The following is a 12,902-nucleotide window of genomic DNA, read 5'->3' as shown; positions in this document are numbered from 1 at the left end:
TGCTTCACCACCGCGTTTCACCACCACAACGACAGGAGACGACGTGGGGACCGTAACGATCGGCGTGTCGATCGCGGTCCCGGAGCCCCACGGCAGCCGGCTTCAGCAGCTGCGTGCGGGCTTCGGTGACGCCGCGGCGCACGGCATCCCCACGCACGTCACCCTGCTCCCGCCGACGGAGGTCGACGCGGCCGCCCTGCCGACCGTCGAGGCGCACCTCGCCGAGGTCGCCGCGGCCGGCCGGCCCTTCCCGATGCGGCTGTCCGGCACCGGCACCTTCCGGCCGCTGTCACCGGTGGTCTTCGTCCGCGTCGTCGAGGGCGGCGACGCCTGCACCCGGCTCCAGCAGCAGGTCCGCGACGCCTCCGGCCCCGTCCCGCGTGAACTGCAGTTCCCGTACCACCCGCACGTCACCGTGGCGCACGGCATCGAGGAGGCGGCCATGGACCGCGCCTTCGAGGAGCTCGCCGACTACGAGGCCGAGTGGCCCTGCACCGGCTTCGCGCTCTACGAGCAGGGCGCCGACGGCGTGTGGCGCAAGCTCCGGGAGTTCCCGTTCGGCTCCGTCGTGGTGCCCCCGCAGGCCGGGCACGTGGACCGGGGATCCGTCTCCGCCCACTGAACCGCGCCGGCCGGCCCGCCGGCCCCTTACCGGCCTCAGACCGGCAGCCGCCGGAACACCGCCCGCGGCAGATGCCGCAGCGCCGACATCACCACGCGCAGCGCGCCCGGAACCCACACCGTCTCCGAACGCCGCCGCAGCCCCAGCTCCACGGCGACCGCGACCGCCTCCGGCGTGGTCGCCAACGGCGCCTCGGGCAGCCCGGCCGTCATCCGCGTCCGCACGAACCCGGGACGCACGACCATGACGTGCACGCCCGTGCCGTACAGGGCGTCGCCCAGGCCCTGGGCGAAGGCGTCCAGGCCGGCCTTGCTGGAGCCGTAGATGAAGTTCGCGCGGCGGGCCCGCTCACCGGCGACCGAGGACAGCACCACCAGCGAACCGTGACCCTGCGCCTGGAGCGCGCCCGCGCACACCAGACCCGAGGAGACGGCGCCGGTGTAGTTGGTCTGCGCGACCCGCACCGCGGCCCGCGGGTCCCGTTCGTCGTGCGCCTGGTCGCCCAGGGTGCCGAAGGCCAGCAGCACCATGTCGACGTCGCCCTCGGCGAAGACCTTGCCGAGGGCCTCCTCGTGGGCGGCCGGGTCGAGCGCGTCGAAGGCGACGGTGCGCACCTCGGCGCCGAGGCCGCGCAACTCCTCCGCGGCCCGGTCCAGATCGGGGGAGGGGCGGCCGGCCAGCCACACCGTGCGGGTGCGGCGCGCGATCAGCCGGCGCGCGGTGGCCAGCGCGATCTCGGACGTACCGCCGAGCACGAGCAGGGACTGGGGCAGGCCGAAGGCGTCCTTCACGGCAGCTCCTTGGGAGGGGGTCGACGGGTCACAGGTGGAGCCGGCGGGACAGGTCGGAGGTGAACACCCCGCGCGGGTCCAGTTCGGCGCGCAGCGCGCGGAAGTCGTCCAGGCGCGGGTACATGGCGGCGAGCAGCTCCGGGCGCAGCCGGGAGTCCTTGGCGAGGTAGACGCGCCCGCCGGCGCCGGCGACCTCCTCGTCCAGCTCGTCGAGGAAGCCGCCGAGGCCGGGCAGCGCGGCCGGGATGTCCAGGGCCAGGGTCCAGCCGGGCACGGGGAAGGACAGCCAGCCCGGGTCGGCCTCGCCGAAGCGCTTGAGGACGGCCAGGAAGGAAGGGCAGCGGCGCTCGGAGATCCGGCGCACGATCCGGCGCAGGGCGTCCTCCTGCCCGTGGCCCACGACGAACTGGTACTGCACGAAGCCGCTGCGGCCGTAGACGCGGTTCCAGTGCGGCACCCCGTCCAGCGGGTGGAAGAACGTGGAGATCCGCTGGAGCTGACCGGTCCGCGCGCGGGGCGCCTTGCGGTACCAGAGCTCGTTGAACAGGCCCACGGTGGTGCGGCTCAGCAGGCCCTCGGGGACGAAGGCGGGGGCGGCCGGGAGGCGCGCGGTGCGGAAGGACAGCGGCTCCCGGCGCGCGCGGGAGCGCCGGGGCAGCGCGGCCAGGGGCGCGTGGTCGCCGCGGGTGAGCACCGCGCGGCCGGTGGCCGTGCCGCGGGCCAGCAGGTCGATCCAGGCGACCGAGTAGCGGTAGTGGTGGTCGGTGGCGGCCAGCCGGGCCATCAGGTCGTCCAGGTCGCCCGCCCGCTCGGTGTCGACCCGCATCAGCGACGTCTCGACCGGCAGCAGCCGGATCGTCGCGGTGAGGATCACCCCGGTCAGGCCCATGCCGCCCGCGGTCGCGTCGAACAGCGGCGTGCCCGGCACGACCGTGCGCACCTGCCCGTCGGCGGTGAGCAGCTCCAGCGACAGCACATGGCGCGAGAAGGAGCCGGAGACGTGGTGGTTCTTGCCGTGGATGTCGGCGCCGATCGCCCCGCCGACCGTCACGTACCGGGTGCCGGGCGTCACCGGCACGAACCAGCCGAGCGGCAGCAGCACCTCCATCAGCCGGTGCAGCGAGACGCCCGCGTCGCACAGCACGGTGCCGCCGTCGGCGTCGATCGCATGGACGCGGTCCAGGCCCGTCATGTCGAGCACGGCACCGCCCGCGTTCTGCGCCGCGTCCCCGTACGCCCGCCCCAGGCCGCGCGCGATGCCCCCGCGGGCCCCGCAGTCCCGGACCGCCAGCGCGGCCTCCTCGTACGTCCGCGGGCGGATCAGCCGGGCGGTGGTGGGAGCGGTGCGGCCCCACCCCGTGACGGAAACGGTGTCGGCAGGCATGACGGTGACCGTAACGCCCGTATGTGAGCGAATAGTTCTGAAACGTCAATCCCATCCCCGAAACGGGTGATTAATGGGATGTCGCCCACGAGTGGCCGAGTTCCGGCCCGCCGGGCGTGGACAGTGAGTCCACATGGACGACCACCACGACCTCCGCCGGCCCCGCGGTCTCCACCGCATGGACCACCGGATCGTCACCGCCCTCAGGGCGTGCGGCGGCGACCCGCGCGTGGCCGGTGCCGCCCGCGTGCTGTCCTGGGCGGGCGAACACGGGGCGCTGTGGCTCGCGGCGGGACTCGCCGGAGCCGTCGTGGACCGCCCGCGGCGCGGCGCCTGGCTGCGCGGCACCGTGCTCACCGCGGGCGCCCACGCCGTCAGCATGGGCGTGAAGCGCGTCGTGCGCCGCCCGCGCCCGGCCCATGTCGAACCCCTCGTCGGCACCGTCGGCCGGCACTCCTTCCCCAGCTCGCACGCCACCTCAGCGGCGGCCGCCGCCGTCGCCTTCGGCGCCCTGGGGTCGCGCGCGGTGCCGCCGCTCGCCGCGGCCGTGTGCCTGTCCCGCCTGGTGGCCGGCGTCCACTACCCCTCGGACGTGGCGGCCGGCGCCGCCCTGGGCGCGCTGACGGCCCGGCTCGGCGCCCGCTGGATGACGGGAGGCCCGGCGTGACCCTGCTGCGCGAGCGCCCCGGCCGACGACAGAGCGCACCGTCCGGCGCAGGCGGACTCCTCAAGGGCCTGCTGCTGACCGCACGGCCCAAGCAGTGGATCAAGAACCTGCTGGTGATCGCCGCCCCGGCCGCCGCCGGCGAACTGTTCTCGGTAGCCGCGCTGACCCGGCTCACGCTGGTCTTCGTGCTGTTCACGGCCTGCGCCGCCGCCGTCTACCTGGTCAACGACGCCCGCGACGCCGAGGCCGACCGCGCTCACCCCGCCAAGTGCCGCCGCCCGGTCGCCGCCGGCCAGGTCCCCGTACCCGTCGCCTACGCCACCGGCATCGCCCTCGGCGTCCTCGCACCCGTCGCCGCCGTCCGGCTCTGCCCGCCCGAGGTCGCCGCGCTGCTGGCCGCCTACCTCGGCATGCAACTGGCGTACTGCCTCAGCCTCAAGCACGTGCTGGTCGTCGATCTCGTCGTCGTCACCACCGGGTTCCTGATGCGGGCGGCGATCGGCGGGCTCGCCCTCGACATCCCGCTCTCGCGCTGGTTCCTGATCACCACCGGGTTCGGCGCGCTGTTCATGGTCGCCGCCAAGCGCTACTCCGAGGCCGTGCAGATGGCCGGGAAGCAGGGCGCGACCCGCGCGCTGCTCACCGAGTACAGCACCGGCTACCTGCGGTTCGTCTGGCAGCTCGCGGCCGGTGTCGCCGTCCTCGGCTACTGCCTGTGGGCCCTGGAGGAGGGCGGCGTCCCGCACACCAGCGTGCTGCCCTGGCGGCAGCTGTCCGTGGTCGCGTTCGTCCTCGCCGTCCTGCGGTACGCCGTCTTCGCCGACCGCGGCACCGCGGGCGAACCGGAGGACGTGGTGCTCGGCGACCGCGCACTCGCCCTCATCGGCCTGCTCTGGGCGACGATGTACGCCCTGGCGGTGGCGGACTGGTGAAGGACCGTCTGCTCCGCCACCGGCGTGAGCTGCTCGGCTTCGCCACCGCCGGCCTGCTCGCCTACGCCGTCGACCTCGCCCTGTTCACCTGGCTGCGCGGCCCCGCCGGACTCGGCCCGCTCACCGCCAAGGCACTGTCCTTCCTCGCCGGCTGCACCGTCGCCTACGCCGGCAACGCGCACGTCACCTACCGCGACACGCGCGTGCGCGGCCCGCGCCCCTACGCCGTCTTCTTCGCGGTCAACCTCGCCGGCGCCGCCGTACAACTGCTCTGCCTCGCCGTCAGCCACTACGGGCTGGGCCTCACCTCGCAGCGCGCCGACACGATCTCCGGCGCCGGCGTCGGCATGGTGCTGGCCACCGCGGTCCGTTTCTGGGGCACCCGGACATTGGTCTTCCGCAACGGGGGCAGAGTCGGGTCATGGACTGGCTGAAAAGGCTCCCGGTCGTCGGGCCGTGGCTGGCGCGGCTGATGCTCACCCACGCATGGCGGTCGTACGAGCGTCTGGACCGCGTGCACTGGACGCGGCTGGCCGCCGCGATGACCTTCACGAGCTTCGTCGCGCTGTTCCCGCTGCTCACCGTGGCCGCCGCGATCGGCGCCGGCACGCTCAGCCGGGAACAGCAGGACACGCTCCAGGACAGGATCGCCGACCAGGTGCCCGGGATCTCCGAACAGCTGGACGTCGAGGGCCTGGTGCAGAACGCCGGCACCGTCGGCCTGATCGCCGGTGCCGCCCTGCTGTTCACCGGCATCAGCTGGGCCGGTTCGCTGCGCGAGTGCCTGCGCGCGGTGTGGGAGCTGCCCGACGAGGACGAGAACCCGCTGCTGCGCAAGGCCAAGGACGCGGGCATCCTCGTCGGGCTCGGCGGCGCGGTCCTGGTCACGCTGGTCGCCTCCACCGTCGCCTCCGCGCTGGTGGGCCGCATCAGCGACGCCATCGGGCTGGAGAAGGGCGGCTGGGGCGGCATCGTGCTGCACGTCGCGGCGTTCGCCGTCGCCGTCGGCGCCGACTTCCTGCTCCTGCTGTACGTCCTCACCCTGCTGCCCGGCGTCGAACCCGCCCGGCACCGCCTGGTCGTCGCCGCGCTCACCGGCGCCGTCGGCTTCGAACTGCTGAAGCTGCTGCTCAGCGGCTATGTGCAGGGCGTGGCCGCGAAGAGCATGTACGGCGCGTTCGGTGTCCCGGTGGCCCTGCTGCTGTGGATCAACTTCACCGTGAAACTCGTCCTGTTCTGCGCCGCCTGGACGGCGACGCGGAGCAGACAGCAGGAGGACGCGGCGGCGCCGGACGCGGTCACGGACGCGGGCGGCGGCGCACCAGGTCCGGCAGCGGCCAGCGGCGGTTGACCAGGAACGCACCGCCCGCCAGCAGCACCAGCACGCCGCCGACGATGCCCAGCGCGACCCCGACGCCGTCGGTGCCGCCGCCCGCCGCGGCGCTCACCACGGCGTCCGAGCCGGGCTTGCCGACCTGGTCCGCGGCGCCTCCGGCCTCACCGGACGAGGCGGTAGGGCCCGGCCGGGCACTGGCCTGCGCGGCGCTCTTCGGCGGCACCAGCTCACCCACCGGCCGGACCTTGCCGGCCGCCCGGAAACCCCAGTCGAAGAGCCGCGCGGTCTCCTTGTAGACCTCGTTGCTCTCGTCCTTCTGCGGGTTCATCACGGTGACCAGCAGCACCTTGCCATTGCGCTCGGCGACCCCGGTGAAGGTGGCGCCCGCGTTGGTGGTGTTGCCGTTCTTCACCCCGGCGATGCCCTGGTAGACGGGCACGTCGGAGTCGCCGGCCAGCAGCCGGTTGGTGTTCTGGATCTCGAAGGTCTCGCGGACCTCCTTGCCCTTCTTGTTCTTCTTCGTCTCGCCGGGGAACTTGGCCCGGACGGTCGAGCAGTACTCGCGGAAGTCCTTCTTCTGCAGCCCGGAGCGGGCGAACAGGGTCAGGTCGTAGGCGGAGGAGACCTGCTCCGGGGCGTCGTAGCCGTCGGGGCTGACCACGTGCGTGTCGAGGGCCTGGAGCTCCTCGGCGTGCTCGTTCATCTCCGCGACGGTGTTCTTGACGCCGCCGTTCATCGCCGACAGCACGTGCACGGCGTCGTTGCCGGAGCGCAGGAAGACACCCAGCCACAGGTCGTGGACGGTGTACGTCTCGTCCTCCTTGATGCCGACCATGCTGGAACCGGCGCCGATGCCGGCCAGGTCGGACGGCTGCACCGTGTGCTCCGTCGTCTTGGGCCACTTCGGCAGCAGCGTATCGGCGAACAGCATCTTCAGGGTGCTCGCCGGGGCCAGCCGCCAGTGCGCGTTGTGCGCGGCGAGCACCTCGCCGGACTCGGCGTCGGCGACGATCCAGGACCGGGCCGTGACGTCCTTCGGCAGCACCGGGACACCGCTCGCGAGATTGACCTGGGTGCCCGGCCGGCCGAGCCGGGCACCGCCCACCGTCGACATCTTCGCCGGGGGAGCGGCCGACGGACTCGTCGACGGCTTGGGCGCCGCGAGCGCGACGGGTGCGGTCAGCGCGGTGGACAACGCGACGGCGGAAGCGAGCAGCAGCGATCGCCCGAAAACGTTCTTGGGAGCTGGCACGGTCGGAAACGTACATGCCCGGCCCGGCGAAGTCCCGTCCCGGGCCCCACCCCGGGCAGGGAACCGGACACCGTCCGGTGATACTGGACGCATGAAGCTCAGCCGCCCCATCTCCTGGTTCCTGCTCGCTTTCGGGGTGTGGAGCTGGGTCATCTGGATCACTTTCGTCAAGAACCTGGTCAAGGACAGCAGCGGACTCGCGTTCGAGGACGGGCACCCGACGGCCTACTTCTTCGTTCATCTGACGCTCGCCGTCGTCTCCTTCGTACTGGGGACGGTTATCGGGGGCATCGGGTTGCGCGGCTTGCGCGCACTGAGCCGGACGTCACGCACGTCCTGACGGGAAGCAGGGAACTCCGCACCGTGGCCATCGTCTTCGTACTCATCGCGCTACTGGTCCTGGCCGTCCTGGTGACGGGCAACTGGTACGTGTGGCGGCGTCTGTTCCGGGACACCACGACGGGCCCGGGCGCGGTGCGCCGCACGGGCGCGGTGGTGATCGCCGGTGGCTGGGTGCTGACCGTCGGCGCGTTCGTCGCCGAGCGCGGCGGGGCTCCCTTCCGGCTCCAGCAGATCCTGGCCTGGCCCGGCTTCCTGTGGCTGGCCCTGTCGCTGTACCTGCTGCTGGCGGTGCTCGCCGGTGAGCTGGTGCGCCCGGTGCTGCGCCGGGTCCTGGAGCGGCGGGCGCGGACGGCACAGGAGGAGGCGGTGACCGTCCCCGCGCGGCCGGAGCCGATACCGGCCGGGCAGGGCGCGGGCCGGGGACCGGCCGCGGCGCCGGGCACCGAACCGGCGACACCCGACACCACGTCCGACGGCGTCGGCCCGTCCGAGAACCGCCCCGGCAGCACCCCCTCCGGCGCCCACCTGGCACCCGCCGCCCCCTCCGGCCCGTCCCGCCGCCTGTTCGTGTCCCGGGTCGTCGGCGGGGCCGCCGCGGCGGCGGCCGTGGGCACCGTCGGCTACGGCACGTACGGCGTGCTGCGCGGGCCGCGGGTCAAGCGGGTCACCGTGCCGCTCGCCAAGCTGCCGCGCGCCGCGCACGGTCTGCGCATCGCCGTGGTCAGCGACATTCACCTGGGCCCGGTCCTCGGCCGGGGCTTCGCGCAGAAGGTCGTCGACACGGTCAACGCCACCCAGCCCGACCTGATCGCCGTCGTCGGCGACCTGGTGGACGGCAGCGTGAAGGACCTCGGCCCGGCCGCCGCACCGCTGGCCCAGCTGACGGCCCGTCACGGCTCCTTCTTCGTCACCGGGAACCACGAGTACTTCTCCGGCGCCGAGCAGTGGGTCGAGGAGGTGCGCCGGCTCGGCCTGCGCCCGCTGGAGAACGACCGCACGGAACTGCCGTACTTCGACCTCGCGGGCGTCAACGACATCTCCGGCGAGGACCGGGGCCAGGGCCCCGACTACGCGAAGGCGCTCGGCGACCGCGACCGGACCCGCGCCTGCGTGCTCCTCGCCCACCAGCCGGTCATGATCCACGAGGCCGTCGAGCACGGCGTCGACCTCCAGCTGTCCGGCCACACGCACGGCGGCCAGCTCTGGCCGGGCAGCCTGATCGCGGGCGCCGCCAACCCGACCCTCGCCGGCCTGGACCGCTACGGCGACACCCAGCTCTACGTCAGCCGCGGCGCCGGCGCGTGGGGCCCGCCGACCCGTGTGGGCGCCCCGTCCGACATCACGGTGATCGAACTGGCGTCACGCCAGGCATGACGCGCGCGGCCACGGCGGCCCGGTGGGAGCGGGCGGCCGTCAGCCGACGCCGGCCGGGCGCCCGTCGTCGGCGGGTGCCTTCCTCTTCGCCGGGTCCGGCAGCGCCTTCGTCATGCCCGGCAGGAACTCCGTGAACAGCTCGTACACGTCGCGCACCAGGGGCCGCAGCACCCGGAAGCGGGCCAGGGCGACACCTCGCGCGGTGAGCCGGGCCCCGCGCTCGGCGAGCCGGTAGCTGCGCTCACGGCCCTCGGTGCGGTCGAAGATCCAGTACAGGCAGAGGCCCATCTGCGACAGCCACATCAACTCGGGCAGGATGTCTCGGAGTTCCTCCGGCACCTTGGTCTTGGCGCCGGCCAGCACCGACCGGTGCACGCTGATCGCCTCCGCGCGCGCGTGCTCCGACTCGGGGGAGAAGGGGCTGAGCGGGCTGTCCGGGTCGGCGGCGTTCTTGAAGAACTGCACCGCGAACTCGTGGTACGGCGTGGCGATGTCCAGCCACGCCTTCAGTACGCCCGCGAGCCGGGCCTCCAGATCGGTCTCCCGGTCCAGCACCTCGCGCACGGCCACCTGGTGCTCGGCGGCGATCCGGTCGTAGAACCCCTGGATCAGGTGTTCCTTGCCGTCGAAGTAGTAGTACGCGTTGCCGACGGAGACACCGGCCTCCTTGGCGATGGCCCGCATGGTCGTCCTGTCGTACCCGCGCTCCTGGAACAGCCGCATCGCCGTCTGCAGGATCAGGGCGCGGGTCTGCTCGGACTTGCTGGGTGCGGCCCCTTCGCCGGGGCCGTCGTTCTTCGCGGGCACGGGCACAGAGCCTAACGCCGCCACCGACGGCCCCGGACCCCGGTGCAGGACCCTGCGGCGCCTGCACCGCCGCGCCGCTCAGTCGTCGCCGCGGGCCTGCCCGGCCGCCAGGATCTCGGCCACGTCCAGGGTCACCTTGGCGCCGATGGAGTCGGGGAGGGTGACCTGCTGGCCGGGGGAGTGGAAGCGGTGCGTGGCGTAGTCGTCGCCGGACGGGTCGGTCAGGACGTGGACGCGCTGGTGCTTGCGGTCGACGACGACATAGACCGGGACCTTGGCCTCCGCGTAGGCGGCGACCTTGGTCTTGAGGTCGTTCTTCCAGTTGCTGGAGGTGACCTCCAGGACGAGGCGGAAGCAGACCGGGTCGTAGGAGTTGTTCTCGATGAGGTGGTCGTCGATGTCGGCTTCCACCACGGCGAGGTCGGGGATGGCGTAGTCCTCGCTGTCGGTGGGCAGCCAGAGGCCGATGCCCTGGAGTACTTCGGTCTCGCCGTCGTCAAGTCCCGCAGTGATGAAGGGACGCATGAGCTTGGTCAGGGCGCGGGCGTGCGGGACGTCCGGTGGCGGGGTCACGAGGAGCTGGCCTCCGATGATCTCGACGCGGTAGCCCGGAAGGCGGTCCATGAGGCGGTTCGCCTCCGCGATCAGCGGACGCTCGTCGTGGGACCGCTCGTCGTGGGACCGCTCGGCGGATGCTGCGGACATCGCGTGCCTCCTAGGGGCGGGTGTCGAGAGCATCATCGTAGGGCCGGGGACGCGTCCGCGTCCGTCCCGGCCGGCTTCACCCGATGGTGTGGCATATGCCAGAGGGCCCCGTGTCCAGCGGAAACGGGGCCCTCGTGGTCGTGCGGTGGTGCGTCTCAGAAGCGGCGCGTGATCAGCGCACGCTTCACCTCGGCGATCGCCTTGGTGACCTCGATACCGCGCGGGCAGGCGTCCGTGCAGTTGAAGGTCGTACGGCAGCGCCAGACGCCGTCCTTGTCGTTCAGGATCTCCAGGCGCTGCTCGCCGGCCTCGTCACGCGAGTCGAAGATGAAGCGGTGCGCGTTGACGATGGCCGCCGGGCCGAAGTACTGCCCGTCGTTCCAGAACACCGGGCACGACGTGGTGCAGGCGGCGCACAGGATGCACTTGGTCGTGTCGTCGAAGCGCTCGCGGTCCTCGGCGGACTGCAGCCGCTCGCGCGTCGGCTCGTTGGTGTCCTTCGTGATCAGGAAGGGCATCACGTCCCGGTACGCCTGGAAGAACGGCTCCATGTCCACGACCAGGTCCTTCAGGACCGTGAGGCCCTTGATGGGCTCGACCGTGATGGGCTTCTCGGGGTTGATGTCCTTGATCAGCGTCTTGCAGGCCAGGCGGTTCTTGCCGTTGATCCGCATGGCGTCCGAGCCGCAGATGCCGTGCGCGCAGGAGCGGCGGAACGTCAGCGTGCCGTCCAGGTCCCACTTGATCTTGTGCAGACCGTCGAGGACGCGTTCCTTGGGGTCGATCTCCAGCTGGAAGTCTTCCCAGGTCGCCTCCGCCGAGACCTCCGGGTTGAACCGGCGGACGCGGAACGTGACGGTGATGTAGGGGGAGTCGGCGAAACCGGGCTCGGGGGAACCGGCCGCGTCCGCCTTGTCCAGAACAGGGGTAGCCATCAGTACTTACGCTCCATCGGCTGGTAGCGGGTCTGGACGACCGGCTTGTAGTCCAGACGGACGGTCTCGGAGCCGTCGGCGCCGACCTCGCGGTACGCCATCGTGTGGCGCATGAAGTTGACGTCGTCGCGGTTCGGGTAGTCCTCGCGGTAGTGACCGCCGCGGGACTCCTTGCGGGCCAGCGCGGAGACGGCCATGACCTCGGCCAGGTCGAGCAGGTTGCCCAGCTCGATGGCCTCCAGCAGGTCGGTGTTGAACCGCTTGCCCTTGTCCTGGATGGCGACGTTCTTGTAGCGCTCGCGCAGCTCGGCGATCTTCTCGACCGCCGTCTTGATCGTCTGCTCGGTGCGGAACACCATGACGTTGGCGTCCATGGTCTCCTGCAGCTCCTTGCGGAGCTGGGCCACCCGCTCGTTGCCGGTGGAGGTGCGCAGCCGCTCGATCTGCTCGACGACGAGGGACTCCGGGTTCTCCGGCAGCTCCACGAAGTCGGCCTTCTGCGCGTACTCCGCCGCCGCGATGCCGGCCCGCTTGCCGAAGACGTTGATGTCCAGCAGCGAGTTGGTGCCCAGGCGGTTGGCGCCGTGCACGGAGACGCAGGCGACCTCGCCGGCCGCGTACAGGCCCGGCACGACGGTGGTGTTGTCCGCCAGGACCTCACCCTCGACGTTGGTCGGGATGCCGCCCATGGCGTAGTGCGCGGTGGGCTGGATCGGGATCGGGTCAGTGTAGGGCTCGATGCCGAGGTAGGTGCGCGCGAACTCCGTGATGTCGGGCAGCTTGGCGTCCAGCTGCTCCGGCGGGAGGTGGGTGAGGTCCAGGTAGACGTGGTCGCCCTCGGGACCGCAGCCGCGGCCCTCGCGGATCTCCGTGTAGATGGAGCGGGAGACGACGTCGCGGGAGGCGAGGTCCTTCATGACCGGCGCGTACTTCTCCATGAAGCGCTCGCCGTCCTTGTTGCGCAGGATGCCGCCCTCACCGCGGGCACCCTCGGTGAGCAGGATGCCCATGCGCCAGATGCCGGTCGGGTGGAACTGGAAGAACTCCATGTCCTCCAGCGGCAGCCCGCGGCGGTAGACGGCGGCCTGCCCGTCACCGGTCAGGGTGTGCGCGTTGGAGGTCACCTTGAAGAACTTGCCGGTGCCGCCGGACGCGTAGATCACGGACTTCGCCTGGAAGACGTGGATCTCGCCGGTCGCCAGCTCGTAGGCCACCACACCGGCGGACTTCTTGACGCCGTCGACCTCGGTGATCAGCTGGTCCAGGACGTAGAACTCGTTGAAGAACTCCACGCCGTGCTTGACGCAGTTCTGGTACAGCGTCTGGAGGATCATGTGGCCGGTGCGGTCGGCCGCGTAGCAGGACCGGCGGACCGGGGCCTCGCCGTGGTTGCGGCTGTGACCGCCGAAGCGGCGCTGGTCGATGGTGCCGTTCGGGGTCCGGTTGAACGGCAGGCCCATCTTCTCCAGGTCGAGGACGGAGTCGATGGCCTCCTTCGCCAGGATCTCGGCGGCGTCCTGGTCGACCAGGTAGTCACCGCCCTTGACCGTGTCGAAGGTGTGCCACTCCCAGTTGTCCTCCTCCACGTTGGCCAGCGCGGCGGCCATGCCGCCCTGCGCGGCGCCCGTGTGGGAGCGGGTGGGGTAGAGCTTGGTCAGCACGGCGGTGCGGCTGCGCTTGGTCGCCTCGATGGCGGCCCGCATACCGGCGCCACCGGCGCCGACGATGACGGTGTCGTACTTGTGTACCTTCATG

The 12,902-nt window shown here is 72.1% G+C and carries 14 protein-coding genes; 7 read left to right on the top strand and 7 right to left on the bottom strand.

The features are described 5' to 3' along the window. Positions 1-43 precede the first annotated feature (43 nt). A complete protein-coding gene (locus FGW31_RS12935; protein WP_142193572.1) occupies positions 44-622 on the top strand; it encodes a 2'-5' RNA ligase family protein in 579 nt (192 codons plus the stop codon). Positions 623-657: 35 nt separating this feature from the next. Here FGW31_RS12935 and FGW31_RS12930 read toward each other — a convergent pair whose 3' ends face one another. Continuing rightward, positions 658-1,413, bottom strand: a complete 756-nt coding sequence (locus tag FGW31_RS12930; protein WP_142193571.1) for a decaprenylphospho-beta-D-erythro-pentofuranosid-2-ulose 2-reductase — start codon at positions 1,411-1,413, stop codon at positions 658-660. 28 nt (positions 1,414-1,441) lie between these two features. Then, on the bottom strand, positions 1,442-2,797 hold the full coding sequence (locus FGW31_RS12925) for an FAD-binding oxidoreductase (RefSeq protein WP_142193570.1): 1,356 nt from the start codon (positions 2,795-2,797) through the stop codon (positions 1,442-1,444). A gap of 133 nt (positions 2,798-2,930) precedes the next feature. On the opposite strand from FGW31_RS12925, the gene FGW31_RS12920 reads away from it, so the two are divergent. From FGW31_RS12920 to FGW31_RS12905, 4 genes are read left to right on the top strand one after another with little or no spacing between them, the layout of a single operon-like run. After that, positions 2,931-3,464, top strand: coding sequence for a phosphatase PAP2 family protein (locus tag FGW31_RS12920; RefSeq protein ID WP_142193569.1), 534 nt, complete (start codon positions 2,931-2,933; stop codon positions 3,462-3,464). A gap of 5 nt (positions 3,465-3,469) precedes the next feature. Next, positions 3,470-4,396, top strand: a complete 927-nt coding sequence (locus FGW31_RS12915) for a decaprenyl-phosphate phosphoribosyltransferase (RefSeq protein ID WP_220511264.1) — start codon at positions 3,470-3,472, stop codon at positions 4,394-4,396. Beyond that, positions 4,393-4,830 (top strand): GtrA family protein, encoded by a 438-nt coding sequence (locus FGW31_RS12910; RefSeq protein ID WP_233288594.1) that lies wholly within the window; start codon positions 4,393-4,395, stop codon positions 4,828-4,830. Before FGW31_RS12915 ends, FGW31_RS12910 begins: the two co-directional genes overlap by 4 nt. Further along, entirely contained in the window at positions 4,818-5,747 is a 930-nt protein-coding gene (locus tag FGW31_RS12905; protein WP_142193567.1) for a YihY/virulence factor BrkB family protein, read from the top strand. The genes FGW31_RS12910 and FGW31_RS12905 overlap by 13 nt, the downstream gene beginning before the upstream one ends. Here the strand turns inward: FGW31_RS12905 and FGW31_RS12900 are convergent. Next, entirely contained in the window at positions 5,695-6,984 is a 1,290-nt protein-coding gene (locus FGW31_RS12900) for a D-alanyl-D-alanine carboxypeptidase family protein (protein ID WP_325053527.1), read from the bottom strand. The genes FGW31_RS12905 and FGW31_RS12900 overlap by 53 nt on opposite strands. Before the next feature lie 91 nt (positions 6,985-7,075). Between FGW31_RS12900 and FGW31_RS12895 the strand changes: the two genes are divergently transcribed. Then, positions 7,076-7,324 carry an SCO4848 family membrane protein gene (locus tag FGW31_RS12895; RefSeq protein WP_142193565.1) on the top strand — a complete coding sequence of 83 codons (249 nt, stop codon included), beginning with the start codon at positions 7,076-7,078 and terminating at the stop codon, positions 7,322-7,324. 23 nt (positions 7,325-7,347) lie between these two features. Further along, positions 7,348-8,700, top strand: a complete 1,353-nt coding sequence (locus FGW31_RS12890) for a metallophosphoesterase (protein WP_142193564.1) — start codon at positions 7,348-7,350, stop codon at positions 8,698-8,700. Between the two features lie 39 nt (positions 8,701-8,739). On the opposite strand, the gene FGW31_RS12885 is transcribed toward FGW31_RS12890, so the two are convergent. From FGW31_RS12885 to sdhA, 4 genes are all read right to left on the bottom strand, one after another. Then, on the bottom strand, positions 8,740-9,507 hold the full coding sequence (locus FGW31_RS12885) for a TetR/AcrR family transcriptional regulator (RefSeq protein ID WP_142193563.1): 768 nt from the start codon (positions 9,505-9,507) through the stop codon (positions 8,740-8,742). A gap of 78 nt (positions 9,508-9,585) precedes the next feature. Further along, a complete protein-coding gene (locus tag FGW31_RS12880; RefSeq protein ID WP_142193562.1) occupies positions 9,586-10,212 on the bottom strand; it encodes a Uma2 family endonuclease in 627 nt (208 codons plus the stop codon). Between the two features lie 155 nt (positions 10,213-10,367). Continuing rightward, positions 10,368-11,147: a succinate dehydrogenase iron-sulfur subunit gene (locus FGW31_RS12875; RefSeq protein ID WP_142193561.1), complete on the bottom strand. Its 780-nt coding sequence runs from the start codon at positions 11,145-11,147 to the stop codon at positions 10,368-10,370. Next, positions 11,147-12,901 (bottom strand): succinate dehydrogenase flavoprotein subunit, encoded by a 1,755-nt coding sequence (gene sdhA, locus FGW31_RS12870; RefSeq protein ID WP_142193560.1) that lies wholly within the window; start codon positions 12,899-12,901, stop codon positions 11,147-11,149. Before sdhA ends, FGW31_RS12875 begins: the two co-directional genes overlap by 1 nt. Position 12,902: the final 1 nt, after the last annotated feature.

Source organism: Streptomyces calvus, assembly GCF_006782915.1.
Taxonomy (GTDB): Bacteria; Actinomycetota; Actinomycetes; order Streptomycetales; family Streptomycetaceae; genus Streptomyces; species Streptomyces calvus.
Note: the sequence above shows the minus strand (reverse complement) of the source record. Positions and strands in the feature narration are given on the sequence as shown.

Coding starts and splice junctions, on each gene's coding strand:
- FGW31_RS12925 (WP_142193570.1), bottom strand. CDS start 2,797: ATGCCTGCCGACACCGTTTCCGTCACGGGGTGGGGCCGCACCGCTCCC.
- FGW31_RS12920 (WP_142193569.1), top strand. CDS start 2,931: ATGGACGACCACCACGACCTCCGCCGGCCCCGCGGTCTCCACCGCATG.
- FGW31_RS12905 (WP_142193567.1), top strand. CDS start 4,818: ATGGACTGGCTGAAAAGGCTCCCGGTCGTCGGGCCGTGGCTGGCGCGG.
- FGW31_RS12895 (WP_142193565.1), top strand. CDS start 7,076: ATGAAGCTCAGCCGCCCCATCTCCTGGTTCCTGCTCGCTTTCGGGGTG.
- FGW31_RS12880 (WP_142193562.1), bottom strand. CDS start 10,212: ATGTCCGCAGCATCCGCCGAGCGGTCCCACGACGAGCGGTCCCACGAC.
- FGW31_RS12875 (WP_142193561.1), bottom strand. CDS start 11,147: ATGGCTACCCCTGTTCTGGACAAGGCGGACGCGGCCGGTTCCCCCGAG.
- sdhA (WP_142193560.1), bottom strand. CDS start 12,901: ATGAAGGTACACAAGTACGACACCGTCATCGTCGGCGCCGGTGGCGCC.